33 protein-coding genes are annotated in these 26,977 nt (G+C 35.7%); 24 read left to right on the top strand and 9 right to left on the bottom strand.

Annotated elements, in window-relative coordinates; translation table 11 throughout:
- On the top strand, positions 1–1,305 hold the full coding sequence (locus ACYFX0_RS05005; protein ID WP_001243069.1) for a pyrimidine-nucleoside phosphorylase: 1,305 nt from the start codon (positions 1–3) through the stop codon (positions 1,303–1,305).
- A 61-nt stretch (positions 1,306–1,366) separates the two neighbouring features.
- The gene (gene corA / locus ACYFX0_RS05000; RefSeq protein ID WP_002026281.1) at positions 1,367–2,329 is read left to right on the top strand and encodes a magnesium/cobalt transporter CorA; all 963 of its coding nucleotides are present in this window, start codon (positions 1,367–1,369) and stop codon (positions 2,327–2,329) included.
- Between the two features lie 31 nt (positions 2,330–2,360).
- On the opposite strand, the gene ACYFX0_RS04995 is transcribed toward corA, so the two are convergent.
- Together ACYFX0_RS04995 and ACYFX0_RS04990 are read right to left on the bottom strand one after the other, a co-directional pair.
- Entirely contained in the window at positions 2,361–3,650 is a 1,290-nt protein-coding gene (locus ACYFX0_RS04995; protein ID WP_000676243.1) for an NCS2 family permease, read from the bottom strand.
- A gap of 134 nt (positions 3,651–3,784) precedes the next feature.
- The gene (locus ACYFX0_RS04990; RefSeq protein WP_001161431.1) at positions 3,785–4,456 is read right to left on the bottom strand and encodes an SIMPL domain-containing protein; all 672 of its coding nucleotides are present in this window, start codon (positions 4,454–4,456) and stop codon (positions 3,785–3,787) included.
- Positions 4,457–4,615: 159 nt separating this feature from the next.
- On the opposite strand from ACYFX0_RS04990, the gene ACYFX0_RS04985 reads away from it, so the two are divergent.
- Together ACYFX0_RS04985 and ACYFX0_RS04980 are read left to right on the top strand one after the other, a co-directional pair.
- Positions 4,616–5,035, top strand: coding sequence for a MarR family winged helix-turn-helix transcriptional regulator (locus tag ACYFX0_RS04985; protein WP_001003307.1), 420 nt, complete (start codon positions 4,616–4,618; stop codon positions 5,033–5,035).
- 99 nt (positions 5,036–5,134) lie between these two features.
- Positions 5,135–5,680, top strand: coding sequence for a hypothetical protein (locus ACYFX0_RS04980; protein WP_460269961.1), 546 nt, complete (start codon positions 5,135–5,137; stop codon positions 5,678–5,680).
- A gap of 19 nt (positions 5,681–5,699) precedes the next feature.
- On the opposite strand, the gene ACYFX0_RS04975 is transcribed toward ACYFX0_RS04980, so the two are convergent.
- Genes ACYFX0_RS04975 through ACYFX0_RS04960 form a run of 4 tightly spaced genes read right to left on the bottom strand, consistent with a single transcriptional unit; the run spans position 5,700 to position 9,121 of the window.
- The gene (locus tag ACYFX0_RS04975; RefSeq protein WP_000487025.1) at positions 5,700–6,785 is read right to left on the bottom strand and encodes a hypothetical protein; all 1,086 of its coding nucleotides are present in this window, start codon (positions 6,783–6,785) and stop codon (positions 5,700–5,702) included.
- A 12-nt stretch (positions 6,786–6,797) separates the two neighbouring features.
- The gene (locus ACYFX0_RS04970; protein ID WP_137073604.1) at positions 6,798–7,865 is read right to left on the bottom strand and encodes an ABC transporter permease; all 1,068 of its coding nucleotides are present in this window, start codon (positions 7,863–7,865) and stop codon (positions 6,798–6,800) included.
- Positions 7,855–8,736, bottom strand: coding sequence for an ABC transporter ATP-binding protein (locus ACYFX0_RS04965; protein ID WP_000922124.1), 882 nt, complete (start codon positions 8,734–8,736; stop codon positions 7,855–7,857). Before ACYFX0_RS04965 ends, ACYFX0_RS04970 begins: the two co-directional genes overlap by 11 nt.
- Complete coding sequence (locus ACYFX0_RS04960) at positions 8,702–9,121, bottom strand: GntR family transcriptional regulator (protein ID WP_000548027.1); 420 nt, start codon at positions 9,119–9,121, stop codon at positions 8,702–8,704. The genes ACYFX0_RS04965 and ACYFX0_RS04960 overlap by 35 nt, the downstream gene beginning before the upstream one ends.
- Positions 9,122–9,287: 166 nt before the next feature.
- Here ACYFX0_RS04960 and dacF point away from each other — a divergent pair, with 166 nt between their 5' ends.
- From dacF to ACYFX0_RS04890, 14 genes are all read left to right on the top strand, one after another.
- Positions 9,288–10,478, top strand: coding sequence for a serine-type D-Ala-D-Ala carboxypeptidase DacF (gene dacF, locus ACYFX0_RS04955; RefSeq protein WP_000832002.1), 1,191 nt, complete (start codon positions 9,288–9,290; stop codon positions 10,476–10,478).
- Positions 10,479–10,647: 169 nt separating this feature from the next.
- A complete protein-coding gene (gene spoIIAA, locus ACYFX0_RS04950) occupies positions 10,648–10,998 on the top strand; it encodes an anti-sigma F factor antagonist (protein ID WP_000059135.1) in 351 nt (116 codons plus the stop codon).
- Positions 10,999–11,439 (top strand): anti-sigma F factor, encoded by a 441-nt coding sequence (spoIIAB, locus tag ACYFX0_RS04945; protein ID WP_001243398.1) that lies wholly within the window; start codon positions 10,999–11,001, stop codon positions 11,437–11,439.
- 12 nt (positions 11,440–11,451) lie between these two features.
- Positions 11,452–12,210: an RNA polymerase sporulation sigma factor SigF gene (gene sigF, locus ACYFX0_RS04940; RefSeq protein ID WP_000350729.1), complete on the top strand. Its 759-nt coding sequence runs from the start codon at positions 11,452–11,454 to the stop codon at positions 12,208–12,210.
- Between the two features lie 136 nt (positions 12,211–12,346).
- Positions 12,347–13,873 carry a sodium-dependent transporter gene (locus tag ACYFX0_RS04935; protein WP_460269956.1) on the top strand — a complete coding sequence of 509 codons (1,527 nt, stop codon included), beginning with the start codon at positions 12,347–12,349 and terminating at the stop codon, positions 13,871–13,873.
- Positions 13,873–13,971, top strand: coding sequence for a methionine/alanine import family NSS transporter small subunit (locus ACYFX0_RS04930; RefSeq protein ID WP_000016826.1), 99 nt, complete (start codon positions 13,873–13,875; stop codon positions 13,969–13,971). Before ACYFX0_RS04935 ends, ACYFX0_RS04930 begins: the two co-directional genes overlap by 1 nt.
- A 115-nt stretch (positions 13,972–14,086) precedes the next feature.
- Positions 14,087–14,707 (top strand): stage V sporulation protein AA, encoded by a 621-nt coding sequence (locus ACYFX0_RS04925; RefSeq protein WP_000438368.1) that lies wholly within the window; start codon positions 14,087–14,089, stop codon positions 14,705–14,707.
- Positions 14,700–15,116 carry a stage V sporulation protein SpoVAB gene (spoVAB, locus tag ACYFX0_RS04920; RefSeq protein WP_000572938.1) on the top strand — a complete coding sequence of 139 codons (417 nt, stop codon included), beginning with the start codon at positions 14,700–14,702 and terminating at the stop codon, positions 15,114–15,116. The genes ACYFX0_RS04925 and spoVAB overlap by 8 nt, the downstream gene beginning before the upstream one ends.
- A 14-nt stretch (positions 15,117–15,130) precedes the next feature.
- Positions 15,131–15,589, top strand: coding sequence for a stage V sporulation protein AC (gene spoVAC / locus ACYFX0_RS04915; protein WP_000203809.1), 459 nt, complete (start codon positions 15,131–15,133; stop codon positions 15,587–15,589).
- Positions 15,590–15,602: 13 nt separating this feature from the next.
- Positions 15,603–16,619: a stage V sporulation protein AD gene (spoVAD, locus tag ACYFX0_RS04910; protein ID WP_001241139.1), complete on the top strand. Its 1,017-nt coding sequence runs from the start codon at positions 15,603–15,605 to the stop codon at positions 16,617–16,619.
- Positions 16,620–16,622: 3 nt separating this feature from the next.
- Positions 16,623–16,973, top strand: coding sequence for a stage V sporulation protein AE (gene spoVAE, locus ACYFX0_RS04905; RefSeq protein ID WP_000345907.1), 351 nt, complete (start codon positions 16,623–16,625; stop codon positions 16,971–16,973).
- Positions 16,974–16,978: 5 nt separating this feature from the next.
- The gene (spoVAEA, locus tag ACYFX0_RS04900) at positions 16,979–17,548 is read left to right on the top strand and encodes a stage V sporulation protein SpoVABEA (RefSeq protein ID WP_001254416.1); all 570 of its coding nucleotides are present in this window, start codon (positions 16,979–16,981) and stop codon (positions 17,546–17,548) included.
- Positions 17,535–19,007 (top strand): spore germination protein SpoVAF, encoded by a 1,473-nt coding sequence (gene spoVAF, locus ACYFX0_RS04895; protein WP_000165593.1) that lies wholly within the window; start codon positions 17,535–17,537, stop codon positions 19,005–19,007. Before spoVAEA ends, spoVAF begins: the two co-directional genes overlap by 14 nt.
- Positions 19,008–19,104: 97 nt before the next feature.
- Positions 19,105–19,908: a Cof-type HAD-IIB family hydrolase gene (locus tag ACYFX0_RS04890; RefSeq protein ID WP_142398774.1), complete on the top strand. Its 804-nt coding sequence runs from the start codon at positions 19,105–19,107 to the stop codon at positions 19,906–19,908.
- A gap of 31 nt (positions 19,909–19,939) precedes the next feature.
- Here the strand turns inward: ACYFX0_RS04890 and ACYFX0_RS04885 are convergent, their stop codons facing one another.
- Positions 19,940–20,806 (bottom strand): DUF1002 domain-containing protein, encoded by an 867-nt coding sequence (locus ACYFX0_RS04885; RefSeq protein ID WP_016077278.1) that lies wholly within the window; start codon positions 20,804–20,806, stop codon positions 19,940–19,942.
- A 187-nt stretch (positions 20,807–20,993) separates the two neighbouring features.
- On the opposite strand from ACYFX0_RS04885, the gene ACYFX0_RS04880 reads away from it, so the two are divergent.
- Both ACYFX0_RS04880 and ribT read left to right on the top strand, forming a co-directional pair.
- Positions 20,994–21,431 (top strand): peptidylprolyl isomerase, encoded by a 438-nt coding sequence (locus tag ACYFX0_RS04880; RefSeq protein WP_000853784.1) that lies wholly within the window; start codon positions 20,994–20,996, stop codon positions 21,429–21,431.
- Between the two features lie 462 nt (positions 21,432–21,893).
- Positions 21,894–22,262 (top strand): GNAT family N-acetyltransferase RibT, encoded by a 369-nt coding sequence (ribT, locus tag ACYFX0_RS04875; protein WP_000908401.1) that lies wholly within the window; start codon positions 21,894–21,896, stop codon positions 22,260–22,262.
- Positions 22,263–22,282: 20 nt separating this feature from the next.
- Here the strand turns inward: ribT and ACYFX0_RS04870 are convergent, their stop codons facing one another.
- Positions 22,283–22,801: a DUF309 domain-containing protein gene (locus tag ACYFX0_RS04870; protein ID WP_000283612.1), complete on the bottom strand. Its 519-nt coding sequence runs from the start codon at positions 22,799–22,801 to the stop codon at positions 22,283–22,285.
- A gap of 99 nt (positions 22,802–22,900) precedes the next feature.
- Positions 22,901–22,996: a YjcZ family sporulation protein gene (locus tag ACYFX0_RS04865; RefSeq protein WP_000510194.1), complete on the bottom strand. Its 96-nt coding sequence runs from the start codon at positions 22,994–22,996 to the stop codon at positions 22,901–22,903.
- A 169-nt stretch (positions 22,997–23,165) separates the two neighbouring features.
- Between ACYFX0_RS04865 and scpA the strand changes: the two genes are divergently transcribed.
- The 4 genes from scpA (at position 23,166) to nagA (ending at position 26,975) form a co-directional block, all read left to right on the top strand.
- Positions 23,166–23,909 (top strand): segregation/condensation protein A, encoded by a 744-nt coding sequence (gene scpA / locus ACYFX0_RS04860; protein WP_001199753.1) that lies wholly within the window; start codon positions 23,166–23,168, stop codon positions 23,907–23,909.
- Positions 23,910–24,067: 158 nt separating this feature from the next.
- Positions 24,068–24,640, top strand: coding sequence for a segregation/condensation protein ScpB (scpB, locus tag ACYFX0_RS04855; protein ID WP_000375173.1), 573 nt, complete (start codon positions 24,068–24,070; stop codon positions 24,638–24,640).
- Between the two features lie 78 nt (positions 24,641–24,718).
- Positions 24,719–25,621, top strand: coding sequence for a ComEC/Rec2 family competence protein (locus ACYFX0_RS04850; protein ID WP_001214828.1), 903 nt, complete (start codon positions 24,719–24,721; stop codon positions 25,619–25,621).
- 211 nt (positions 25,622–25,832) lie between these two features.
- A complete protein-coding gene (gene nagA / locus ACYFX0_RS04845; RefSeq protein ID WP_002082222.1) occupies positions 25,833–26,975 on the top strand; it encodes an N-acetylglucosamine-6-phosphate deacetylase in 1,143 nt (380 codons plus the stop codon).
- Positions 26,976–26,977: the final 2 nt, after the last annotated feature.

Genomic DNA, 26,977 nt, shown 5'->3' with positions numbered 1-26,977 from the left:
ATGAGAATGGTGGACCTAATTGCAAAAAAACGTGACGGACATGCATTAACGACAGAAGAAATTAACTTTATTGTTGAAGGATATACAAATGGTGATATTCCTGATTATCAAGTAAGTTCACTTGCAATGGCAATTTTCTTCCAAGATATGAACGACCAAGAGCGTGCTGATTTAACGATGGCAATGGTAAATAGCGGCGATACAATTGACTTATCAGCTATTGAAGGTGTAAAAGTAGATAAGCATTCGACAGGTGGTGTTGGTGATACAACGACACTTGTATTAGGTCCATTAGTAGCTGCTTTAGACGTACCAGTAGCGAAAATGTCTGGACGCGGTTTAGGACATACTGGTGGTACAATTGATAAATTAGAAGCAGTTCCAGGATTCCATGTGGAAATTGAAAACGATGAATTCATGCGACTTGTAAATGAAAACAAAATCGCTGTTATCGGCCAAAGTGGTAACTTAACACCTGCTGATAAAAAGTTATATGCACTTCGTGATGTAACAGCAACAGTAAACTCAATTCCGCTTATTGCAAGTTCGATTATGAGTAAAAAAATTGCTGCTGGTGCAGATGCAATTGTTCTTGATGTAAAAACTGGAGCAGGTGCATTTATGAAAACGGATGAAGATGCAAAACGTTTAGCAGAAGCAATGGTACGCATCGGTAATAACGTTGGTCGTAATACGATGGCAGTTATTTCTGATATGAGTCAACCACTCGGTGAAGCTATCGGTAACGCACTAGAAGTACAAGAAGCAATTGATACATTACAAGGTAAAGGGCCAAAAGATTTAGAAGAGCTATGTTTAACACTTGGAAGCCAAATGGTGTACCTTGCTGGACAAGCTTCATCTTTAGAAGATGCACGTGAAAAGCTAATTGAAGTAATGAACAACGGAAAAGCGCTAGAATCATTTAAAACGTTCTTATCAGCGCAAGGCGGCGACGCATCTGTTGTTGATGACCCTTCTAAATTGCCACAAGCACAATTTAAAATTGAAGTGGAAGCGAAAGAAGACGGATATGTATCAGAAATCGTTGCAGACGAAATCGGAACAGCAGCAATGCTTTTAGGAGCAGGACGTGCAACGAAAGAGTCAGAAATTGATTTAGCAGTTGGTCTAATGCTGCGCAAAAAAGTAGGCGATAGCGTGAAGCAAGGTGAATCCCTTGTTACAATTTACGCGAACCGCGAAAATGTTGAAGATGTAAAAGCGAAAATTTATGAGAACATGAAGATCTCTAAAGAACACGTAGATGCACCAACTTTAGTACACGGTATCGTAACGAAGTAATAAAAAAAAGCTGAGGAGATTTCTCCTTGGCTTTTTTTACTATTTTTTGTTTATAATAATAATGGGTGAAATTATGATTAGAATTTGTGCAGTAACAAAAACAGATGAAGTATTATATGATGTTTCTCTAGAAGAAACAAAGAAAGACCATATTGTATGGTATTGGCTAGATTTATATAAGCCAACGAAAGAAGAGTATACATATATTCTGCAAGACCATTTTAAGTTCCATCCCCTTGCAATTGAAGACTGTCTAGAATATGTACAAAGGCCAAAAGTTGATTTTTATGATGGATATAACTTTTTAGTTCTTCACGCGTTTGGAGAAGATGGGCTAGAACCACATGAAATTGATTTGTTTGTTAGTGATCGCTATATTGTTTCTTTCCATTTTTCTCATAATAATGCAATTGAAAGAGTATGGAAAACACTTGGTGAGAAGAGGCGGATTAAGAAAGGACCTTTACATGTAGCACATACAATCACTGATCAAATTGTAGATGATTATTTCGCACCTGTATATTACATTGAAGATCATTTAAATGCGATTGATGATAATTTAACAGGTGAGACAGCAGGAGCCGTGCTAGAAGAAGTATTTGATATTAGGGCAGATTTATCTAAGTTAAGACGTACAATTATTCCAATGCGTGATTTATTGTATCGTATTTTGAATTCCACTCGTTTTTACGGTATAAGTGATCATGAGATTTATTTTAAAGATATACATGATCATTTACTTAAACTTACGGAAATGATTGAGGCAAGTCGAGAGTTAACGGCGGATATTCGGGATAGTTATTTTTCATTAAACTCACATCATATGAATAACATTATGAAAACATTAACTGTATTCTCGACTATTTTCATGCCATTAACATTTATTGCGGGAGTATATGGAATGAACTTTACGCATATGCCAGAGCTTGGTGGACAATATAGTTATTTTATTTGTCTTCTTCTAATGGCATTAATTGGCGGCGGAATGATGGCATGGTTTTATAAAAAAGGATGGTTTAAGTAAAAAACACCGAGGATTTCCTCGGTGTTTTTTCTTAACCAATAGCATGTAATACAAACATAGCTAAGAATAAGCATGTAATGATATACATAGATGGTGCGACTTCTTTACGCTTTCCAAGAGCAACTTTTAAGATAGGGTAAGCAATAAATCCGAACGCAATGCCATCAGCGATACTATATGTGAGCGGGATCATAACGATAATTAAGAATGCTGGAAATCCTTCTGAAAAGTCGTTCAGAGGAATTTGTTGAATGCTTGTAATCATCAGACCGCCAATAATAATTAAGATTGGTGCAATGGCACTATCAGGAATTAATTTGACAAATGGAAGAGCAAACAGTGATGCAAAGAATAGCAACCCAGTAACGATAGACGTCAGACCTGTCTTACCACCTGCAGTAATACCTGCGGCACTTTCTACTGTTGAAACGGTAGGGCTTGTGCCAAATAGACCACATGTCATTGCTGAAATTGCATTGGCTTGGTAAGCACGTGGGAATTTACGATCATCTTCTAATAAACCGTGCAGAAGTCCCATGTTCTCAAAAATAAGCACCATGCTTAAAGAGAATGTTGCAATCCAAAATGGTAAGGAAGAAAGTTTCCCAAATGACATAGCTCCAAACACATCACCGTAATTAGCGAATGAGAATGAACTATTTCCCATTTGACTCGTATCCACAAGACCAAATAACCATGAGATACCAGTTCCTATTGCAATCGTCCATAAAAAGTTTCCACGTACGTTACGAATAAATAATACAAGTGCAATGATAAGAGTAAGTAATGTCGCAAGAACGACAGGATTACTTAATTTCCCCATTGCCACAGCAGTATTTGGGTTCGAAACGACTAAACCACCTTTTTGCAATCCGATAAACGCTAAAAATAATCCAATGCCGACAGTAATCGCTTCCTTTAATGACTTTGGAATTGATACTGATAGCACGCGAGCGATTGGTGTAAAAGCGGCAATTGCAAAAATAATACCAGAGATAAAGACAGCAGCTAATGCTTCTTGCCAAGTTAGTCCAAGCGTATGCACAGCTGTGTACGTGAAGAATGCATTTACACCCATACCAGGGACAAGAATAGCAGGTGCATTTGCCCAAAATGCCATGAGTAGACATCCGACAAATGAACTAAAAACAGTTGCTAAAATTCCAGCTTCAAGAGGAATGCCAGCATCTGATAAGATGGACGCATTTACAATCATAATATATACGATTGTGAAAAATGACGTAACTCCAGCTAAAACTTCTTGTTTTGGTGATGTTTCGTGTAAACCTAATTTAAATGTTCTTTCAAGTATTCCTTTCATGTTAAACCTTCTTTTTCATATCCCTCTCCCACCCGTGATATCTCTTTTGTAAGAGCTCACCGTCCTTTATTATATCAGAACATCATGTTTTTACAACAAGTAAAATGATAACGTTTACTTGTAAAGAGAATTCGTTATAAATACGTAAAAATAGCCCGTATGGATGAAATGATTTCTAATTCACCAGATTGAATGGGCGGGGCTGCTTGTGCATGTAAAGTAGCATAAGACGTAACCTCCCGTGGTAATTGGGCAGATTCTTCAACGAATGAGAGGGGAACAGGATTAATATTTAGATTATATGTACTCGCAATAGCACGAGCTTTTTCTACTGCCTGGTGCAGAGCTTGAATGAGAGCCTTCTCATAATATTTATTTGGATGAGATACTCGGAAACGTAAACCTTTTGCTACATTTGCGCCATTTGATACGGCTATATCATATACTTCCCCAGCTTTTTGTACATTTAAAACGGTAATTTCATACAAATGCTCCACACGGTATCCTTGGAGCAATGCTTTATCATTTACATATTCGTATTGAGGAGTGATCGTATAAGAAATCGTTTCTATATCTTTATCGGCAATACCAAGCTGTTTAAGTGCATCCAGTAATTGTTTTGATTGTACTGCATTTTCTTCCTGCGCTTGTTTTACATTTTTACTATCAGTTCGAATGCCAAGCGTTAATATAACAACGTTTGGTTTTGCTTTGACAACGCCTTCGCCTTGTACAGTAATAGTAGCTTCTTTACCAGTATTAGCTGTGCGTACGTTGTGTAAATAAGGATTTATTCCACCCTGCATTTTCCATCACCATCCTTTTTATATGTATATGTGTGAACAAAAAAGAAATTTATATGAAAAAAGTTACATAAATGAGAATGTTGAGGAAAGAAATCATATACAATATAGGTATTTATAGATTATAATATGTGTAAATATGATAAAAAAGGGACGAGGCTATTGAACGAAAAAAGAGAAACGCTGATTTTAGATTTATCTGCATCATTTCGAAAAATGATACGTTTATTACAAAATGATATTAATACACGTTTTGCAGAACATATGCCATATAATGAATTTTCTGTATTACGTGCGTTATTTTTAAACAGTCCACAGATGGCTTCGCAAATTGCGAGTGAAGTAAACGTAACCTCCAGTCATATTACAGCTGTTACAGATCGACTTGTACGAAAAGGATTAGTAGAAAGAAAACGTTCTAATTCAGATCGTCGTATCGTGTACTTAGAAATTACAGAGCACGGAAGAGAAGTAACTGAAAAACTTGAAGCTGTGCGTAAAGAATATTATAAAGAGAGATTTAAAGGTTGGAGCGACCAAGAAATAGAAATGGTCTTAGAACTATTTGGCCGCGTATTATAATAAATGAGGATAGGAAGCGAAAGCATTCCTATCCTTTTTCTTTTGAATAAAAATATTTTGAAACTCCGATACTTTAATTAAAAGATCGGAGGAAAGATTATGAAATATATTGCTGCACTTACCATTTTATTTGGTGGTTTTTTCTATTTTCAAACATTCACGTACGCAGATACGCCTATCCAAGTGGTGCGAAAAGAAGTGAAGTACATTGAAACTGATAATACAGTTTTATATTCGAAATTATGGGTTCGTTCTATGCAAAACGCAGTATTATTTCACCATAGCGATAATATTCGTAATCGGGACACATTACGTAATGTAACAAGTTCATCGTTTGTTAAAGCGAAGCAACTATCTTTTCAGAAAGCAGCACTTTATATACCGAGACTATCGCAATACGTATCAAAAATAGGGAAAGAAAACATTCAAGTGTACTACATTGCGATTCACTATAATGTGAAAAAAGAAAATGCATATCAATTAGATGGTATGAACTATTTTCTACAAGTATTTGTAAAAGAGCGTGGGGAATGGAAAATTGCCGAAAGTGTAGTTGCACCGACAGAGCAAATTGTGCAAAATGGTGATGGATTTGGGATGAAAGAAGAGATGGTGTATGGGGATAGGAGAGAGAATGTGAAATAACCTCCTCTTTAAGAGGAGGTTATTTCACACGCCAAGAAAATTTAAATTTTAATAAGCGAGATAATAGTAGGTAGACTATCGTACTGGTTCCTATAAAACCAATATAATAATTTAAGATAGAATGACTTCCTCCCGTTGCCATTCCTCCAAACATTCCAATAAAGATTACACAACATATCATACATAGTGTTTTGAGTTTCGGATATAATAGAAAATTCCCATTTTGTTCATTAGGTGATCTTGTATATAAGTACATTCCTAAAGGTAATAGAATAAGTACATTTGCGATTGGGCCGATAAGTTTTGTTGCTGAGGGAATATACGTAAAATTAGGTTCATCATGACGTACGCCTTGTTCATCAGTATAAGCACGTTGAGGATCGTAATTAAAATTAATATTGAATCCGCGAACTGGCGCTAAAATACTCACTTTTTCTATTACTGAACCGTAACGATCTACATTCTCCTCCGTATAGACGGGATGATTAGAAATAAGTCCAACCGTATGAATAGAAATAGCTCCGGCAATTAGAGTCGGCAAAATAAAAGGGAATCCAAGTATAGCAACACTGAAGAATCCTTGTGAAATCATATTACCAGCAATTGTTCCTATGCATAATGCAAGTGTATATATAGCAATTAAGATGATAACCATGTATAAGAAATAGGTATGAAATGGTGAAAATATTTGATACTTATTATGAAAAGTTGCCTTTTTCATAATAGCAAAAAGTCCCCAATTCAATATAACGATAGCTAAAATATTACACACACCAAAAAGCCATTTCGTCATGAAGAGATGTTTCCGTTTAAATGGCATAGACCATAGAATGTCACTTGATTGATTTTGACGCTCCCATCCAATAAGGATGCAGGCTAATGCAATAAGGAGTCCTCCTTGAACCATGATAGCATCGGGAAGTGAAAGTTGATAATAGTATCGGTATATATATTTCCATTCATTATGTTCATGAAAATATTTTAATTGCTCGGCAGATGCTAAGTAGTATTTATAGGATAGTACATAAAAACTTACTAACCAAAATAGCCAAACAATATATTTACTTTGCTTGTAGGTATGCATCCATAATACTTTTTGAAACATAGGATCTCTCCTTTAAAAAACTTTATAGTTTGTAAGACGTGATAATATAAAATAAGTGACGATTCCAAATAAAAAGAACCCAACATAGTAACTAAATAATAAATCAAAACGCTTCAACATTTGCCCACCTATTAATGCAACATAAAAGGTAGTACTCCATATCCAGAGTGAGTTGTATTTTGGAAAAAGGAAAATTTTTTTATTATGTTCATTAGGTGATCGTGTATAAAGAAACATACCAATTAGTAAGCTGGAAATAGTATAGAAGATAGAAACAAGTATTACTTTTGCAGAGTAGTAACTATGAAAAGTGGGTCCCCTGTGTATTACTTTTCCATGATCTTCATATGATTGAGCTGTTGGATGGTAATTATAACTAATTGAAAAGTCTAATATGGCGCTTGAAATGTTGGTCTTTTTATTGAATTCATAAATGTTTTCGAAATTCGTATAACTTTTATTCCCCTGTATTGCCTCAGCATGAGCTGTAAAGAATAGGAGTAAGAGTGAAAAGATTCCCATTCCCATGATGCAAAAAGTAATGCTAAAGATGCTTTGTGAAATAATACTGCCAGTAAATGTACCGATACATAAAGAGACAGTATAGATCGCTATATATGTGAAAATTGCATACAGGAAATATCGATGAAACGGTTCGAAAGATTGATATTCAAAGTGAATCGTAGATTTATAAATAAAATACATAAGACCCCAATTGATTAGAAGTGATAGTACAATGAAAAATCCACCGAAAACCCACTTCGATAAGAACATATCACGTCTTTTAAATGGAAATGTCATAAGTGAATCTCCACTTTGATTACTTCGCTCCCAACCAATCAATATACAGGATAGGATAATTGTAATAATACCTAACCAAAAGCTATTAGAAGAATAAAAAGAATAATGATAGTAGAACTTTTCTTCACCTATTTTTTCTGGATGGAGAAAGAGAGACTGTTGAGTTTCTGCTGCTTGATAGTATTCGAAAGATAAAAAATAAAGCGAACTAAAGAAAAACAGTAACGCAGCATATTTCCCGCGCTTCCAATTCCACATCCACAACGCTTTATGAAACATACCCATCCTCCTCCAGTGTCGTAACGAAGACATCTTCAAGTGACATTGTTAGTTCTTCAATGAGTATAGGTTGCTCTTTATAAAACTTCTCCAGTGTTGTAGCTACATTTCCCTCAATTAAGATTGTATATACTTTTCCCGTTTGGTTTAATATTTTAATATTGCTTAAGTTTTCTAGTTTTTGAGGTAATGAGCGTTCATAGGCTACTTGGATTTTAGCAAATTGTGATTTTGCATCGTCTAGTGATGTAATAGAAGATACAGTATGTCCTTTTAAAATAATGATTGTATCTGCAATTTGTTCAACTTCATCTAAATGATGGGTAGATATGAAAATGGTAATCTCTTTTTCTGCAACTTCTCCAACGAGAAACTGTAAAATCTGTCTTTTAACGATAGGATCAAGTCCGTTTGTTGGTTCATCTAAAATAATATATTCTGCCTGTGCAGCAACAGCTAAAATGATGGCAAGCAGTGCTTTCATTCCTTTTGAATAACTACGAATTCGTTTGTTTGGTAAATTGAAACGTTCTAGTAGTTCGTAGAAATATGGTTCATCAAATGCTGTATAAACTGCTTTATAAAACTTCACGATTTCTTTTACTGTATAACCGTTCAGTATGTTAGTAGAATCCGGAACATATACGATTTTTTGTTTCGTTTCAGGATTTTTATGAATGTCGATATCCTCATATGTAACAGTTCCCTCATCTGGGTCTAAAATACCGACTATCGTTCGTAATAAAGTTGTTTTCCCCGCACCATTTCTTCCAAGTAATCCGACGATACTACCTTTTTGTAATGTGAAAGAAACATCGTCTAAAATTGTTTGATTATCAATTGTTTTCTTCAAGCTTGTCACTTTCAACATCCGTATTTCCTCCAATCTCTTTATAGTATGAATCTATCCAATCATGAATTTTATCTTTCGTAATACCAAGATAAGAGGCTTCTAATAGTAATTGATGAAATTGCTTTTCAACCATAGCGATTTTCCTTTCGTCTAATGTTGGGGTAATCGATTGGGATACAAATGTTCCTTTTCCTCGTAACGTTTCAATAATTCCTTGTCGCTCTAACTCTTGATACGCTTTACTCACTGTATTTGGGTTTATAACGAGTAAAGAAGCGAGCTCGCGTACAGAAGGAAGTTTATCACTTGGAGCCAACATGTTTTTCAATACGAGTTCTTTTATATTTTGAACAATTTGTTCCCATATCGGAGTGTTGCTTCTTGGGTCAAGTTGAATATGCAAGAGCAATGTCTCCTTCCTCATATGTATTAAGTGTACTACTGTGTGTAATACACTTAATACAATATAGGGGACGAATGTATTTGTCAAATGAAAATAATAGAAAAAATTGGTATTAAAAAAAGAGAAATTGGAAAAAATAGGTCTGATATAGAATGGAGGGTTAGTCATGAAGCGAGTTTTTGGAATACTTGTTTGTTTCATGTTATTGCTTTCTGGAACTTCAGTGAGTTTTGCGCAATCTGAGAAAACGAAGCAGGAGAAAACAGAAGAAACAACGCCGAAGTTAGCGGAACAAGCGTCGTCAGCAATCGTAATTGAGCAAGATACAGGTAAAGTTTTATTTGATAAAAACCCAAATGAAAAATTACCACCTGCTAGTATGACAAAGATTATGACAATGCTTTTAATTATGGAACAAGTTGAAAAAGGAAAACTAAAACTGACCGATAAAGTTAGAGCGAGCGAACATGCAGCTTCAATGGGTGGATCGCAAATCTTTTTAGAACCTGGGGAAGAGATGACTGTAAATGAGATGTTAAAGGGTATTGCAATTGCATCTGGAAATGACGCATCTGTTGCAGTAGCTGAGCATATCGCAGGTTCAGAAGAAGGATTTGTAAATATGATGAACAAAAAGGCGAAAGATCTAGGGTTGAAAAATACACATTTTCAAAACCCAACAGGTCTTCCGGCCAAAGACCATTATTCGACAGCAAATGATATGGCTATAATGGCGAGAGAATTGATGAAGTATCCACTTATTCGTAAATACACAGGTAAGTACGAAGATTATTTACGTGAAGATACGGATAAAAAGTTTTGGCTCGTTAATACGAATAAGCTAGTACGTTTTTATCCTGGCGTAGATGGAGTAAAAACAGGTTTTACGACAGAAGCGAAATATTGTTTAACAGCATCGGCTCAAAAAAATGGCATGCGTGTCATTTCAGTTGTCATGGGAGCACCAACATCAAAAGAACGGAACAACGAAGTGACGAAGCTTCTTGACTATGCATTTGGACAATATATGACAAAGAAATTGTATACGCGCGGCGAAAAAATTAAGACAGTTCAAGTAGGAAAAGGGAAAAAAGAAAAAATAGATTTAGTTGCGTCAGATAATGTTTCTCTTCTTATGAAGAAGGGCGAGAGTATGGACAAGGTAAAACAAGAAGTAATTGCTGAAAAGAAAGTAAAAGCACCGATTAAAAAAGGTGACGCGCTTGGCACACTTGTTATTAAAAAAGATAAAGATGTTTTATTAAAACAAACAATTGTAGCAAAAGAAGATGTTGCTGCAGCGAGCTGGTGGGAGTTATTTAAAAGAAGTTTTGGGATGTTTTCAACATCAAAATAGCGGCAAATAGTTTGCCGCTTTTCTATTCGTATGCCAGTGAATAATGCTGAAAGGTTTCACTTTATGACGAAATAGTTCTTCTTTTGTCAGCAGGAAGGATTCTTATTTTATATCACGAAAATCTTTATGTATGTGAATAAGTAAAGTTTGAGCATAAGGAGGAAATCGTGTGAGTCTTTCCATGCAATTAGAAGTAAAACGTGACGTCCTATGTGTGAGACTAGAGGGTGAATTAGATCATCATACGGCTGAAGAGTTGCGAACGAAAGTAACAGATATGATTGAGACACATGGTGTTCATCATATTGTTTTGAGCCTAGAGAACTTATCGTTTATGGATAGTTCTGGTCTAGGTGTTATATTAGGCCGATATAAACACGTAAAGGGATTAGGTGGAGAAATGGTTGTTTGTGCAATTTCACCGCCTGTTAAGCGTTTATTTGAAATGTCGGGCTTATTCAAAATCGTTCGCTTAGAAGAAAGTGAAGCGCACGCGCTCGCGACGTTGGGGGTGGCATAGATGAGAAATGAAATGAACCTTCAATTTTCAGCATTAAGTCAAAATGAATCATTCGCTCGCGTTACAGTGGCGGCTTTCATTGCACAACTAGATCCAACGATGGAAGAATTAACGGAGATCAAAACAGTTGTGTCAGAAGCGGTTACAAATGCAATTATTCATGGATACGAAGGAAATGCAGAAGGTATTGTTTATATTTCTGTAATTTTGGAAGAAGCAATGGTGAAACTCACGATTCGAGATGAAGGGATTGGAATCTTTAACTTAGATGAAGCGAGACAACCCCTTTTTACAACTAAACCTGAATTAGAGCGTTCCGGAATGGGATTTACTATCATGGAAAATTTTATGGATGAAGTAGAAGTTATTTCAAACGAATCTTTCGGGACAACAATCCATTTGACAAAATACTTATCAAATAGTAACGCTCTATGCAATTAAGGAGAATAGCCTATGGACATAGAGGTCAAAAATGAGAAGAAGAAACCTCAGTTAAAGGACCACGAGCTAAAAGCGTTAATTCAAAAAAGTCAAGATGGAGATCAACAGGCGAGAGATACAATCGTTCAAAGTAATATGCGTCTCGTTTGGTCGGTTGTACAGCGGTTTCTTAATCGAGGATACGAACCAGACGATCTATTTCAAATTGGATGTATTGGGCTCTTGAAATCGGTAGATAAATTTGATTTATCTTTCGACGTGAAATTTTCAACATATGCAGTTCCAATGATTATTGGAGAAATACAACGTTTTTTACGTGATGATGGATCAGTGAAAGTTAGTAGGTCTTTAAAAGAAACAGGGAACAAAATTCGAAAGATGAGAGATGAGCTTTCGAAAGAGTTCGGAAGGGCTCCAACGATTAATGAGGTGGCAGAGGCGCTAGAACTAACGCCAGAGGAAGTTGTTCTAGCACAAGAAGCGAGCCGGGCGCCTTCATCTATACATGAAACTGTATATGAAAACGACGGTGATCCAATCACTATTTTAGATCAAATTGCAGATCAATCTGAAACGAAATGGTTCGATAAAATTGCTTTAAAAGAAGCGATTAGAGAACTAGATGAACGAGAGCGCTTAATTGTATACTTGCGTTACTATAAAGATCAAACACAGTCAGAAGTAGCAGAGCGCATAGGTATTTCGCAGGTACAAGTTTCAAGACTTGAAAAGAAAATATTAAAACAGATGAAAGATCGAATAGACGAATAATTGTCTATTCGATTTTTTTATGAAGTTAATAGGAGAGAGATGTTAATTTTCGAAAAAATTAACAGAATTTATTGATAATTTAGTTAATTTAAAATATAATCCAAGTATGAACTTGTCATAAAGGGGGGAAGGAAACATGGAAACGAGGCAACAATGGGGAACGAGAGCTGGATTTATTTTCGCAGCGGTCGGATCTGCCGTTGGATTAGGAAACATATGGCGTTTTCCTTATACAGCGTATGAAAATGGCGGCGGGGCATTCTTTTTACCGTACTTATTTGCATTATTAACGACGGGTATTTCATTGTTAGCATTTGAGTTTGCTCTTGGTCATCGTCATCGTGGCTCAGCACCACTTACATTTTTCCGTATTAGCCCGCGTGCCGAATTTATTGGATGGTGGCAAATGTGCGTAACATTTATCGTTTCAACATATTATGCAGTGATTATTGCTTGGTCTATATCGTATACATACTTTGCAATTACTGGAGCATGGGGAAAAGACACGCAATCATTTTTATTTAAAGAGTACTTACATGTTGCAGATAAGCCAGGACAATTTGGAGGACTTGTACCGGAAGTATTAATTCCGTTAGCTCTCGTTTGGATTATTGTGCTTGGCGTTGCATTTAAAGGAGTTAAAAAAGGAATCGAAGTTGTTAACCGTATATTTATTCCTTTATTAGTTGTTATGTTCCTTATTATCGTCGTTCGTGCAGTGACGATGGAAGGTGCTATGCAAGGACTAGATGCATTCTTTAAACCAGATTGGAGTCGTATTTTTGATGGGAAAGTATGGCTTGCTGCTTATGGTCAAATATTCTTTAGTTTATCTTTAGCATTTGGAATTATGATTACGTATTCTAGTTATTTACCGAAAAACTCTGATACAACAAATAATGCCTTTATTGCTGGATTCGCAAACTCAGGATTTGAATTATTAGCAGGTATTGGAGTCTTTGCAGCTCTTGGATTTATGGCAAATAATATGGGAGTACCGGTTGATAAAGTAGCAAGTGCTGGCGTTGGACTTGCGTTCGTAGTATTTCCGCAAATTATTAATGAGTTGCCGATGTCACCGTTGTTTGGTGTATTATTTTTCTTATCGTTAACGGTTGCTGGAATCACATCACTTATTTCACTTGCGGAAGTATGCTTTGCCGCTGTATCTGAAAAATTCAGTTTAAGTCGTGAAAAAACCATTGGAATTATGGGAACCCTTCTCGTGTTAGTTTCTCTTGTTTTTGCAACACGTGGTGGACTTATGTTCTTAGATGTTGTCGACTATTTCGCTAATAATTTCGGATTAATTACAATTGCACTTGCGGAAGTAGTTACGATAGGGCTCATTTTACGTCGTTTACCAGTTTATCAAAATCATGCAAACTTTGTATCTGATATTAAATTAGGAACGTTTTGGAGAGTGAGTTTACTCGTTATTACTCCGCTTATGTTAGGGTATATGCTAATTGATGGTACAATCCAAAATATTAAAAAGAACTATGGAGATTATCCGACTGAGTTTGTTGTAACGTATGGTTGGTCGATAGCAGCAGCATTCCTCATAGTTGCAATAATCATTGGTCTGAAAAAATGGGATGCACAAATTCATTCGGACTCTGCCAAACTTGAAAAAGAATGGAAAGATCGAGGTGTTTCATAATGAGTGGATCAGCGATTATGATGATGGTTATTGGAATCGTAGTCATTTGGGGAGGGCTTGCATTAAGTATTGCAAACTTATTTAAGAAAAAGGCATAAGTAAAAAACATCTGCACCAAAATGGTGCAGATGTTTTTTTATGAAAAAATTGTATTAGAAAAAAATTCAATAACCATACTACAACTACGAGGAAGAGTGAAGGGGTGAATGAAAGTTGGAACAAACGATTTATATTAAAATGCGCAATCGTTTAAAAGTTTCTCCTACTTATGAAGTAAAGCTGGGCGATGTTGCTCAACTTGCCGGAGATTCTTCCGTAGTTGAGTTGTTACAAAATGAGATAGTTTACAAAATAACAGCGCATGATAAGACGCATGTTGTAATTGATGTTATGAAAGTAATTGAGATTATTCAACAGAAAGCATCTCATGTACAAATTAATTTACTCGGTTCTGGACAAACTCTTGTTGAAATTATATACGAAAAAAAGAAGGCGCATCCAGTTTTTTTCGGGCTTGTATGGCTGTTACTTTTCATTGGAGCGGCCCTTGCGATCATTTATTTCCATGAAGATGTAAGTATGCAACAAGTACATCAACGGTTATATTACATGATTACTGGAGAATTTAATGCGCAACCACTTTTATTTCAAATTCCTTATTCTTTAGGTCTTGGCTTAGGGATGGTTTTATTCTTTAATCATGTATTTCAAAAGCGAATTAATGAAGAGCCAAGTCCGCTAGAAGTTGAGATGTTTCAATATCAACAGTCGCTTGATCAATATGTAATCGTTAATGAAAACAAGGATAATATGAAACAACTTGCCGATGATTGAGTCTGGATTTGTTATTTTAATTGGTTTAGCTGGAGGGATTGCGGTAGGTAGCGGGTATGTCGCATTTTTAGCTGTACTTGGTATAATCCCCCGTTTAGCTCAATTAACGAGAAGTGGAAAGCATATTCAATATTTTGAGTGGGCAGTCATTGCAGGTACTTTAACAGGGGCTTGGTGTAGTTTGAAAAACATTACATTTCAAACATCGCAATATTGGCTCGTTATATTAGGGATATTTTGTGGCACGTTCATTGGAATGCTTGCTGCGGCATTAACAGAGGTGTTAAATGTTCTACCTATTTTAGCGAAACGAGTAGGGGTAGAGGGGAAGATTGTTGTTTTACTCATTGCTATTGTACTTGGGAAAGTAATAGGATCGTTGTTTCACTGGATTTATTTCGTAAAGTAGGAGGCAGTATATAAATGACAAGTCAGAAATTGAAGGATGATTACATAAATAAAGTGAAGGAGTATCATCCAAAGCCAAACTATTTACTAAATTGTATCAAAGCATTTCTTGTAGGTGGACTCATTTGTACAGTTGGAGAAGTATTGATGAAATTTTATATACATTATTTTCACTTCAGTGAACAAGAGGCAGGAAACCCAACTGTTGCAACGCTTGTTTTATTATCCGCGATTTTAACAGGATGTGGTGTATATGATAAAATCGGTCAATTTGCTGGAGCAGGATCAGCGGTGCCGGTGACAGGATTTGCAAATTCTATGGCGAGCGCTGCCTTAGAGCATAAGAGTGAAGGGATTGTTCTAGGGATTGCTACAAATATGTTTAAACTGGCAGGAAGTGTAATTGTATTTGGGGTTGTTGGTGCATATATCATTGGGTTAATAAGGTATACCTTTAAAGTTTTTATGTCTTAAAGGAGGGGCTAGTATGAGGTTGACCGGAAAACAAACGTGGGTATTTCAAAATGATATATATGTGAATGCAACGGGTACTGCTGTCGGTCCGAAAGAAGCTGAGGGCCCTCTTGGAAAAGATTTTGATATTTCATACGATGACTTGCATTGTGGAGAGGAAAATTGGGAGCTCGCCGAACGAAGATTAATGTCAGACTCAATTCAACAAGCAGTGCAAAAAGGGAATATAAAAACATCGCAAATTGATTTCTTTTTAGCGGGAGATTTATTAAATCAAACAGTGACAGCAAATTATGTTGCGCGTAAGTGGGGCATTCCTTTTTTAGGAATGTTTAGCGCTTGTGCGACGTCTATGGAGACTTTAGCAGTTGGCTCAGCTTTTATAGACGGTGGATTTGCAAATCGTGTCTTAGCTACAGTAAGTAGTCATAATGCAACGGCTGAAAGACAATTTCGCTATCCAACAGAGTATGGTGGGCAAAAGCCAGGGACAGCAAATTCAACTGTGACTGGTGCAGGATCTATATTAATTAGCAATGAAAAAAGTGCGATTAAAATTACGGCGGCTACAATCGGAAAAGTGCAAGATTTAGGAATCACAAATCCTTTGGATATGGGGGCAGCGATGGCTCCAGCAGCAGCTCATACAATTCAACAGCATTTTGAAGATTTAAGAAGAAGTGCCGATGATTATGATTTAATTGTTACGGGTGATTTATCAGCTGTTGGGACGCCGATTGCAAAACAACTTTTACTTGAGGAAGGTTACGATCTTGGGCATATATACAATGATTGCGGATTGATGATTTATGAATCAAGTCAAGAAGAAGTGTTTGCAGGTGGTAGTGGTTGCGCTTGTTCAGCAGTTGTCACATATGGCCATTTATTACACGAGATGCAAAAAGGGAATTTACAACGAATTTTTGTCGTTGCCACTGGCGCATTATTAAGCCCGATGATGATGCAACAGAAAGAAACGATTCCAACAATTGCACATGGTGTCGTATTTGAAAGAGTTAAAGGAGAGTGAATTGTGGATTTTATATATGCATTTCTTGTAGGTGGAGCTATTTGTGTAATTGGGCAACTATTGTTAGATTTCGCAAAGTTAACACCAGCTCATTTAATGGCAACTTTTGTAGTCATCGGAGCAATTTTAGATGGATTTGGATTGTACGATAAACTAATAAAGTTTGCAGGTGCTGGAGCAACAGTCCCTATTACAAGTTTTGGACATTCACTATTGCACGGAGCAATGCATGCAGCAGAAAAACATGGATATTTAGGAATTGGTATTGGCATGTTTAGTTTAACGTCTGCGGGCATTTCCGCAGCGATATTGTTTTCGTTTTTTATAGCACTTATATGTAAACCGAAAGGATAAATCAAATGAGACGAAGGGTTGTTTTGGTCACAGATGGAGATGAATATGCAAAGCGGACAATTGAGCTTTTAACAAAGGAATTTGGGGGAAGGTGTATTTCAGCATCACAAAGTAATCCAACCAAATTGACAGGGAAAAAAGTTGTTGAGCTTATTATGCAAACGCCATATGACCCTGTATTTGTCATGTTTGATGACAGTGGATTTATTGGAGAAGGATCTGGTGAGAAGGCTTTAAAATATGTGGCTACCCATAAACAAATTGATGTGCTCGGAATTTTAGCAGTAGCGTCTAATACGCATCATTGGGAATGGGCACGTGTAGATGTAAGTGTAGATCGGAATGGGAATTTAACCGAATACGGTGTTGATAAATTTGGACTTCCAGATGGTGAAATTGGCAGGATTAGTGGAGATACAATATATTGCTTAGACGATTTAAATGTTCCTGTCATTGTTGGAGTTGGTGATATTGGTAAAATGTGCGGAAATGATGAATGGGAGAGAGGGTCACCTATTACTAGAAAAGCGATTCAATTAATTTTGGAAAGGAGTGGTTTTTATGACGAAGCCTAAAAAGGTGGATATCCCTATATCAACTTTCATAAGTGACAATGAAAATTATTTAAAGCAGACAGTTGGACTAGGCGTTACATACGATGTTGGCATTCGTAAATTTCAAATTTTGAATAAAGAAATTGGTGTGTTATTTGTAAACGGACTTTGTGATACAAATTATATTATCCCTATTTTAGAAGAAGCGGTGGATACAAATGAGATAAGGGATGTAGAAGAAGATACAGTGAAGCTTTTAGAGAATCGCTTAATCCATCAACAAGTAAGCAAAGTGAAAACGATGGATGAGGTAATGCTCCAAGTATTATCAGGACTCATTGTGATATTTGTGGAAGGTGAAACGGAAGCGTTCGCGATCGATGTTCGTAGTTATCCAGGGCGAACACCGACAGAACCAGATACCGAAAAGGTAGTACGCGGTGCGAGGGATGGGTTTGTTGAAAATATCGTTGTAAATACAGCATTAATTCGTAGAAGAATTCGAGATCCACGTCTTCGAAATGAAATTATTCGAGTAGGAGATAGATCACAAACGGATATTTGTATTACATACGTTCAAGATGTTGCAAATCCAGACTTAGTAAAGATTATAAAACAAGAATTAAATAACATCGATGTAGATGGAATTACGATGGCGGATAAAACAGTAGAAGAATTTGTTGTAAAGCAAAGCTATAACCCATTCCCACTTATTCGATATACAGAAAGGCCAGATGTAGCAGCAAATCATCTATTAGAAGGGCATGTGTTAGTGCTCGTTGACACATCACCAAGTGCTATGATTACACCGACAACATATTTTCATCATTTACAGCATGCGGAAGAATTTAGACAAAATCCAGCTGTCGGTACATTTTTACGCTGGGTGCGCTTTTTAGGTGTTATATTCTCGTTATTTTTATTACCATTTTGGCTAGTGTTTGTATTTGATCCAACTCTTTTGCCAGCAAATCTTGCTTTTATTGGACCGACTAAGATGACGCATTTACCAATTTTATTACAGGTGTTAATGGCAGAGGTCGGACTTGAGTTTTTAAGGATGGCAGCCATTCATACTCCAACGCCGTTATCGTCTGCAGCAGGGTTGATTTCCGCTATATTAATTGGTCAAATTGCAATTGATGTAGGTTTGTTTGTGCCAGAAGTAATTTTGTATGTAGCGGTTTCGATGATTGGTGCATATGCAACACCGAGTTATGAATTAGGATTAGGGAATAAGGTTGGGAAATTGTTTGTTATTATTTTAACAGGTCTCTTCCATGAGATGGGATTTGTAATTGGTATGACGATATTAATTTTATTTTTAACGTCTATAAAAAGTTTACAAACACCTTATTTATGGCCGTTTTTACCATTTGATTGGGGCGCGTTAACAAAAATTTTACTCCGTCCAACAATGTCTAGTTTAAAAGTACGACCAAGTATTGTAAGACCTCAAAATGTAAAAAGACAAAAATAAACGGGATTATACACCCGTTTATTTTTTTTAGCAAAAATTTATTGTTTTTTAACAAAAATCACACATTTTTTGTGTACACTTAGAGTAGATATTGTGTATGGAAGGGGAAGAGGACATGATTAAATTATTTGTAAGTGATTTAGATGACACGCTCGTTTACGATGTGAATCATATGCAAAAAGAAGATGAACGTGCGCTGTGTTGGTTAGCTGAGAAAGGGACAAATATTTGTTTTGCCTCTGGCCGCTTTACACATAGAATTGATGAAGTTGTAAAAAGGTTTTCATTCCCATATTACACAACAGGCTTAAATGGAGCGACAATGTTACTTCCGGATGGGGATTTATTCCATGAATCGAGTTTTGAAAATACGGTTGCCCAGGAAATATATCGATATATACATAAAAAAGGACTAGCGGATATTGTTTGTGCAAATGAGCAGCGATATACAAAAAGGAAAAATGAACAACACCATAATTTTGAAGCGTATATGGGTGTGCATATCGCTGAAATTGAAGCGTTAGAAGAAGAGTTTGGTAAGACTGTGCACCCTGCAAAATTGTTTGTTTTTGGAGAAGAAGAGAAAATTGTGACGTTAGATCAAGAGCTACGAGATACGTTTCAAGGCGAAGCGGAAGTTTTTATATCAGGTAAACGCTATGTTGATATTATGCCAAGAGGCGTGAGTAAGGGTAGTGCTCTAAAGCGACTAATGAACCATTTGCAAATTGAAGCAAATGAAGTTGCTTGTATTGGAGATTCTTTCAATGATATTTCTATGTTTGAAGTAACCCCACATTCATTTACTCTTCATCATGCCCATCCATATGTAAAGGAGAAAGCAAATCATATAGTGCGTTCGGTTGAAGAGGCTGTTATGAAATTACCGTTACTTGTATAAAAAAGAAGCCCGTCACTGGCGGGCTTCTTTTTTACTTGAATAAAGATTTAACAAAATCAATGATACTTGAGAAGAAATCTTTCACTTTATCTAGAAAACTTTGTCCTTCTTCAGATCCTAAAAAGGCAGAAACGTGTTCTTTTGCTTTATTTAATTGACTACCAACTTGATTCCAATCGATATTAAGATTTTTCATTTTATCAAATAACGATACTAAGTTATCTAACTGTTCATCTGTTAATGTAATGCCTAATTGATCAGCAATTTTTTTAATTAATGAACGTAAATCTTCTGTTGTTTTTGGCTGTTCTTTTGCAATTTCTTCTTTAATTTTTGCAACAAGTTGAACTGCTTTTTCTTCACCAATTTTATCACCAAGCTGGGCTGTTTGTACCATTTCTTCATTCGCTACTTTTTTAACTTCTTCAGGAATTTGTTTATTGGACGCAGTTTCATATGCTTTCATTAATCCAGTTAAAGCTGCAGTTCCTGAAACTTTAAAAGGTGCGTTAATTTGAATTTCTGCATCTTTTACACCTGCTGTAATCAAAGCGTTAGTGTACATTGCATCTGTTACCCAGTTAATGTTCTTTGATCGTACAATAAGACCAGATCCTGGTTTAGTGTATGTAATCATAGAAGAAGAAATTGCTCTCGTACCAATTTGTGCTTTTGGAACAATGCCTTCTAGAAATTTATGTTCTTCCGCATTAGATACAGTAATAATTGTAGCATCTTTCGGTGCTTTCATTTCTTTTAACAGATCTTGTTTTTGTTGTTCAGATAAGTTCTCTCCTAGTGTAACAATTGATTCTCCCTCGATGATGTCTGCAAATGAAGCTGTTGGCATCATAAATACCGTTACAGCTAATAGCAGAGCTAATAATTTCGTTTTCACGAAAAATCGCTCCCTTTCTCTTTCTAAAATTTTCGGGCAACAAAGTTATTATAGTATATATTTCTTATTTGTCACCTAGCTTTTTCCACATTTCAAAAAAGAAGTATCTAGATTGTCGGATTCTTTTTGTTTCTAGTCATGAATGTGGTAATATAGTGCTGAGATAGTTGAAAGGAGACATATACATATGAAAACTTTAGGATACATATTAATGGAAAACGGTGAAAAAATCGACTTGGAATTTTTCCCAGAAGAAGCACCGAAAACAGTAGAAAACTTTAAAAAATTAGCAGAGCAAGGATTTTATGATGGTGTTACATTCCACCGTGTTATTCCTGGCTTCGTAAGCCAAGGTGGAGACCCAACAGGTACAGGTGCAGGTGGCCCAGGTTACTCTATTCCATGTGAAACTGATGGAAACCCTCATAGACACCTTGTCGGATCACTTTCTATGGCTCATGCTGGCCGTAACACAGGCGGTAGCCAATTCTTTGTTGTTCATGAGCCACAGCCACATTTAGATGGCGTTCATACTGTATTTGGTAAAGCAACAAGCGGTATTGAAACAGTATTAAAAATGCGTCAAGGCGATGTAATGAAAGAAGTTAAAGTTTGGGAAGAATAAGGTAAGGGAAAAGAGAGCTTTTGCTCTCTTTTTTTACTTTTAAATGGGACGGGGTACTTCTTCTGCAGCTCATCATACAAGTAGTATTGTTGCTAAAATATATTGCTTGTGAGAACAAACCTTTAACAAATTACATAGAATACATTATATTATATGTTTCAATAAATATTTTTTGTTATATTAATTTTGCTAGAAGTGTGCTGCTTTAGGGTAACTATTAATGAAGTGATATTGAATGATATGTTTCTTTCCATTCCATATAAAATTTTCTTTTTTTAACTCTATTTATTAAAGGAATAGTGCTGAAACATAGATTTGACTTTCTTCTTTTCGCTTTGTATGATTATCAAGTTGTTTTAGGCTCTTCTCACTCTGTTGAAAATATTGTAAAATGAATATGATATGAAAAGAGTGATTGAGGGGATTACTAGTTTGTAACTTTTGTAAGAAGGGATAAGGGTTATGTTAATTCGTTTTAAAAAAAGTTATGAAAAAATTGCAATGGGGCTTCTTTCGTTTATGCCAACTGAAAAAGATGTGAAAACATTACAATTGACAATGAAAGAATATGAAGCAAAAGATGATTGGCAATTGTATTTGTGGAAAGAGAATGAAGATTTTGTTGGAATAATGGGGATTGTAAAAAAAGAGAATCAAGTATTAGAAATTCAGCATTTGAGTGTCAACCCATCTCACCGTCATGTAGGGATTGGGACAAAGATGGTTCAAGAGTTAAAGAGTAAATTTCTTGAGTTTACAATTTGCGGAAATGAGCAAACAGCAAGTTTTTGCGAAAAATGTAAAGGGCTAGAACAAAATATACATTCGTGAAAGCAGGGATAAGTAGTTTATTATCTCTGCTTTCTTTTTTGTAATTGTTCATTTCGTTCAGTAATGACTTCTGTGCGATCACGCATAGTATGCTTGTTTATAATATATTCACTTGGGATAGCATTCAAATCTTTCCAAGGGAGGTTTTGTTTTTGACATAACTCTGTGCACTGCTTCTCTAACGATGGATCTGATAAGGGTAAAAATAAAGGTACAAAACGTTCTTTTTTATGGATAGATTGCAATCTTTCATTGAGCAAGGAAAGAAGTTGTACTTGATTAATTCCTAAACGTTGTAAAGACACACCGCTTTTTTCTAAAATTGTGATTGCGCTTTTCATCATTTTTGTAGAACCATTCCAGTTATCACGTCTTTGGTGGTATAAAGAAACTGCAATTTGAATGAGACCAACTAAGTAATGATCACGATTTCCTCGTGGTTTTGTCTTCCAGTACTCTTCTAGTATTTCGTGGCATTCAAAATAGTCGTAATCTCCTTGGAAATGAATTAAAAATTGTATGTATTCGGTAGGATACATGTTTTCTCGCCCCTATCTAACGGTTATACATATAAGTGTATCATAGAAATATGAACAATAAACGACTAGGAGATTTCCCCCTAGCCGTTATTGTTCATATTAGCAGAAGCAAGCTGCTCCTACAATAATTAGTAAAATAAACAGTACAACAAGTAATGCGAACCCACCGCTAAAACCACAATCAACGTGACCCATAGTTTTTTGACCTCCTACATTGTTCTTACTACACTGTTATCATATGAAGTGGTGGGCATGATGACATAGGCATCGGTCTATTTTTAATTAAATTTCTTAAAAAGGTTGGATAGAACATGAGTATGCTCTATACTTATGTTGTTATAGAAAAAATGTGGTGGGATGCTTTGTGCAATATAATTTTAAAGTAGAGGCTTTTGAAGGGCCTTTAGATCTATTGTTACATTTAATACATCGTTATGAAATTGATATATATAATATTCCTGTAGCAGATATTACAGAGCAATATTTATCTTATGTGCATACGATGAAAGAACTTCAATTAGATGTTGCAAGTGAGTATTTAGTAATGGCCGCAACGTTATTACAAATTAAAAGTAAAATGTTGTTGCCGAAACATGAAGAAGATGTACTTGATAACGGTGATGATTTTATAGATGATCCTCGTCAAGAATTGATGGAGAGGTTAATTGAATATAAGAAATATAAGCAAGTTGCTACTGAGTTAAAAGAAAGAGAACAAGAAAGAGCACAGCTATATACACGTCCACCAATTGACTTTACATCGTTGCAACAAGAAGAGGAGACAAGCTTGCCTCTTGATGTTACGTTATATGATATGCTAGCGGCATTTCAAAAATTAATGCGCCGTAAAAAGGCAAAAAAACCTGTAACAACACGTATTACTCGTCAAGAAATACCAATTGAACAGCGAATGACTGATATTTTAAAGCAGTTAAAAATAAAGGGTGGTCGCCAAAGTTTTTATGATTTATTTGTTGATGATGAACGTGAAATAATGGTCGTAACATTTTTAGCAGTTCTGGAACTTATGAAAAATCAACAAATCATAATTGAGCAAGAACATAATTTTGATGAAATTTTCGTATCAAGCTCTAATAAATCTGCATAGGGCAAGTATGTGAAATTGGGATAAAAACACTTTATCTCATGCTATGTTTTAATGTATCGTTTGGAACAAGAGAAAAAATATTGAACCGAACGCATTGATTGTGATTCGGTTTTTTGATGTGTATTTTTATGGGAAAATAGAAGGAAGGAGCTCGTGAAATGGATAGGAAAGAACAAAAGTCAATTATTGAAGGCCTTTTATTTGTTTCTGGTGATGAAGGGATTTATCCAGAACAAATAGCGAAAGTTCTTGAAATTGAAATGAATGAAGTAATGAATATTTTAGAAGAAATGCAACAAGAATGTGAAGGTGCAAACCGTGGTTTGCAAATTGTACAGTATGCAAAAGTATATCGTTTTGCTACAAAGAAAGAACATGCTTCATATTATCAAAAACTAATAGATACACCAACAGCTGCTTCGCTCTCACAAGCTGCCCTTGAAACGTTAGCGATTGTTGCATATCGTCAACCAATCACAAGGACTGAAATGGAAGAGATTAGAGGAGTTAAAACCGATAAGGCGTTACAAACGTTGGTTTCACATTTACTTATAAAAGAAATGGGAAGGGCGGAAGGACCAGGGCGTCCTATTTTATACGGAACAACAAAAGAATTTTTGGACACATTTGGATTGAAAACATTAGATGATTTACCGCCGCTTTCTGAAGAGAATGAACAAATGAATGAAGCAGATTTATTCTTCGGTTCCTTACAAGAGATATCGAAATAAAAGCTTAGCATTTTGCTAAGCTTTTTTTGTATATCAATTATTTACAGTGCCATACTAAATGAAAAAAGGAGACGAGTTATGAGAGGTATGCGGATTATTCTATTATTAGTTTCTGTTTTATTATGTTTTTCTTTAAATAGCGCATCAGCTAAAAGGTATATGATGTCCATTCATACTACGTCTCCTTTACATATGCATCGGCAACATCTTAGTAAAATGAAAGTGAGCTTTTTAAAAGTGGGGCAAGGTGATGCAACACTTATCATAATGCCAAACGGACAAACAATGTTAATTGATGGAGGACCTTATGAAGCAGGAGAGGTTATTATTCAGAAATTAATTGAGAAAGGGATTAATCATTTAGATGTAATTGTCAGTACGCATCCCGATATGGATCATATAGGGGGGCTAATTCCAATTGTAGAGCAAATGCCGGTATCGCTTATATTAGATAGCGGAAAAACATATAGTTCTCTTACTTATCATACATATCGGAATAATATTAAAAAAAGAGGGATACCTTTCGTTTCAGTAAAGGAAGGGCAATATATACCGCTGGATCCACATGTTTCTATACAAGTATTAAACAATGGGAAATCAAAAGATGAAAATAATGAATCCTCAATTGTTTTGAAGGTACGATATGGAAAAGCGGATTTTTTATTAATGGGTGACGCGGATGTACGGACAGAACATGAAATATTAAAACAATTTGATGTACATGCAGATGTTTTAAAAGTGGGGCATCACGGCTCGTATACTTCAACAAGTGAAACGTTTATAAAAAAAGTGGAACCGCAGTTTGCTATTCTGTCTTATGGGAGTAGTAATCCGTATGGACATCCTCACCAAAGTGTAGTAAAACGCTTAAAAAGGCACGGTATAATGGTATATAGAACGAATAAACGTACAGTAGAAATAGAAACAGATGGTGAACATGTTATGTTAGAGTCTAGTGGGTTAATGCCATTGTTGAAGTGACTTCTATATTAGGGGTGGATACTGTCCCTTTTTGGAAAAATGAATACTATATATTATAATTATAATGGACGTAAGAAATTTCCTTTTTTGTTGAATAAAAAGGAAATTTCATTAGAATGTATAGACAACTACTCGTGCATATATTAAGATGGAACTAGGCGAATAAGGTAATAATAACAAGTAGGTATTTCATGGGAAAGGATCGATGAAAATGAAAACGCAAATTGTCATCAATGCCAAAATTTACACAGGTCAAGAAATAGTGGAAAACGGATTTATTCGTTACGCAGAAACCATTAAAGAAATTGGTTTGATGGCTCAATATGTACCACAAGAAAATGAAACTGTTTTTGATGCTACAGGGAAGATTGTAATTCCAGGTATGATCGATGTTCATATTCATGGTGGATACGATATTGATGCGATGGATGCAAATAGCGATGGGTTAGTAACTCTAGGTAAAGAAATGTTAAAAGAAGGGGTTACAACTTACTTCCCAACAACAATGACACAAGCTCCAGAGGCAATTGAAGCAGCGCTAACTGCTGCGAAAGAAGCAAAAGAAAAAGGAGCACATTTCGAATATATTCACTTAGAAGGACCTTATGTTTCAAAGAAACGTGCAGGTGCACAACCACTTGAACATATCGTTCCTGCAAATATTGAGCAATTTAAACAATGGCAAGAAGCAAGTGGGAATTTAATTAAATTAGTAACATATGCACCAGAAGAAGAGGGAGCATTAGAGTTTGAACAATATCTTACTGAAACTGGTGTAGTTGGCACAATGGGGCATACAGATGCAATTGATGCGCAACTAAAAAATAGAAAGATTACACATGCGACACATTTATACAATCAAATGCGTGGATTACATCACCGTGAGCCAGGAGTTGTTGGTCATGTGTTATTAAATCCAGATGTAATGGTTGAAGTAATTACAGATGGTATTCATATTCACCCTGATATGGTGAAATTAGCATATAAGTTAAAAGGACCGAAAAAAGTAAGTGTTATTACTGACGCAATGCGCGCAAAAGGTCTTGAAGATGGATTATATGAGCTTGGCGGACAGCCGGTACATGTAAAAGATGGTAGTGCTCGATTAGAAGATGGAACGTTAGCTGGTAGTATTCTAAAAATGGATCAAGCTTTCCGAAATGTAATTGAATTTACAGGTTGTTCAATCGAAGATGCAGTACTGATGACATCAGTTAACCAAGCAGAAGAGTTTGGATTAAATAATAAAGGTGCATTAGCGGTAGGAAAAGATGCAGACTTTGTTGTGATGAATGAAGATTTACATGTATATGATACGGTTCGTTTAGGAATTCATATGAAGGAAGGGAAGTAATT

The organism is Bacillus sp. NEAU-Y102 (assembly GCF_054788175.1).
The sequence above is the reverse complement of the archived record's forward strand: the minus strand, read 5'-3'. Positions and strand labels throughout refer to the sequence as shown.

Excerpts from the sequence above, each read along its gene's own strand:
- sigF (WP_000350729.1), top strand. The coding sequence starts at position 11,452 with ATGGACATAGAGGTCAAAAATGAGAAGAAGAAACCTCAGTTAAAGGAC.
- ACYFX0_RS04995 (WP_000676243.1), bottom strand. The coding sequence starts at position 3,650 with ATGAAAGGAATACTTGAAAGAACATTTAAATTAGGTTTACACGAAACA.
- spoVAB (WP_000572938.1), top strand. The coding sequence starts at position 14,700 with ATGATTGAGTCTGGATTTGTTATTTTAATTGGTTTAGCTGGAGGGATT.
- ACYFX0_RS04865 (WP_000510194.1), bottom strand. The coding sequence starts at position 22,996 with ATGGGTCACGTTGATTGTGGTTTTAGCGGTGGGTTCGCATTACTTGTT.
- ACYFX0_RS04990 (WP_001161431.1), bottom strand. The coding sequence starts at position 4,456 with ATGCAGGGTGGAATAAATCCTTATTTACACAACGTACGCACAGCTAAT.
- spoVAEA (WP_001254416.1), top strand. The coding sequence starts at position 16,979 with ATGAGACGAAGGGTTGTTTTGGTCACAGATGGAGATGAATATGCAAAG.
- nagA (WP_002082222.1), top strand. The coding sequence starts at position 25,833 with ATGAAAACGCAAATTGTCATCAATGCCAAAATTTACACAGGTCAAGAA.
- spoIIAB (WP_001243398.1), top strand. The coding sequence starts at position 10,999 with ATGAGAAATGAAATGAACCTTCAATTTTCAGCATTAAGTCAAAATGAA.
- spoVAF (WP_000165593.1), top strand. The coding sequence starts at position 17,535 with ATGACGAAGCCTAAAAAGGTGGATATCCCTATATCAACTTTCATAAGT.
- ACYFX0_RS04975 (WP_000487025.1), bottom strand. The coding sequence starts at position 6,785 with ATGTTTCAAAAAGTATTATGGATGCATACCTACAAGCAAAGTAAATAT.
- ribT (WP_000908401.1), top strand. The coding sequence starts at position 21,894 with ATGTTAATTCGTTTTAAAAAAAGTTATGAAAAAATTGCAATGGGGCTT.
- ACYFX0_RS04850 (WP_001214828.1), top strand. The coding sequence starts at position 24,719 with ATGAGAGGTATGCGGATTATTCTATTATTAGTTTCTGTTTTATTATGT.
- spoVAC (WP_000203809.1), top strand. The coding sequence starts at position 15,131 with ATGACAAGTCAGAAATTGAAGGATGATTACATAAATAAAGTGAAGGAG.
- ACYFX0_RS04965 (WP_000922124.1), bottom strand. The coding sequence starts at position 8,736 with ATGTTGAAAGTGACAAGCTTGAAGAAAACAATTGATAATCAAACAATT.
- ACYFX0_RS04870 (WP_000283612.1), bottom strand. The coding sequence starts at position 22,801 with ATGTATCCTACCGAATACATACAATTTTTAATTCATTTCCAAGGAGAT.
- ACYFX0_RS04980 (WP_460269961.1), top strand. The coding sequence starts at position 5,135 with ATGAAATATATTGCTGCACTTACCATTTTATTTGGTGGTTTTTTCTAT.
- corA (WP_002026281.1), top strand. The coding sequence starts at position 1,367 with ATGGGTGAAATTATGATTAGAATTTGTGCAGTAACAAAAACAGATGAA.
- ACYFX0_RS04880 (WP_000853784.1), top strand. The coding sequence starts at position 20,994 with ATGAAAACTTTAGGATACATATTAATGGAAAACGGTGAAAAAATCGAC.
- scpB (WP_000375173.1), top strand. The coding sequence starts at position 24,068 with ATGGATAGGAAAGAACAAAAGTCAATTATTGAAGGCCTTTTATTTGTT.
- ACYFX0_RS04930 (WP_000016826.1), top strand. The coding sequence starts at position 13,873 with ATGAGTGGATCAGCGATTATGATGATGGTTATTGGAATCGTAGTCATT.
- dacF (WP_000832002.1), top strand. The coding sequence starts at position 9,288 with ATGAAGCGAGTTTTTGGAATACTTGTTTGTTTCATGTTATTGCTTTCT.
- ACYFX0_RS05005 (WP_001243069.1), top strand. The coding sequence starts at position 1 with ATGAGAATGGTGGACCTAATTGCAAAAAAACGTGACGGACATGCATTA.
- ACYFX0_RS04970 (WP_137073604.1), bottom strand. The coding sequence starts at position 7,865 with ATGTTTCATAAAGCGTTGTGGATGTGGAATTGGAAGCGCGGGAAATAT.
- spoVAD (WP_001241139.1), top strand. The coding sequence starts at position 15,603 with ATGAGGTTGACCGGAAAACAAACGTGGGTATTTCAAAATGATATATAT.
- ACYFX0_RS04890 (WP_142398774.1), top strand. The coding sequence starts at position 19,105 with ATGGAAGGGGAAGAGGACATGATTAAATTATTTGTAAGTGATTTAGAT.
- ACYFX0_RS04935 (WP_460269956.1), top strand. The coding sequence starts at position 12,347 with ATGGAAACGAGGCAACAATGGGGAACGAGAGCTGGATTTATTTTCGCA.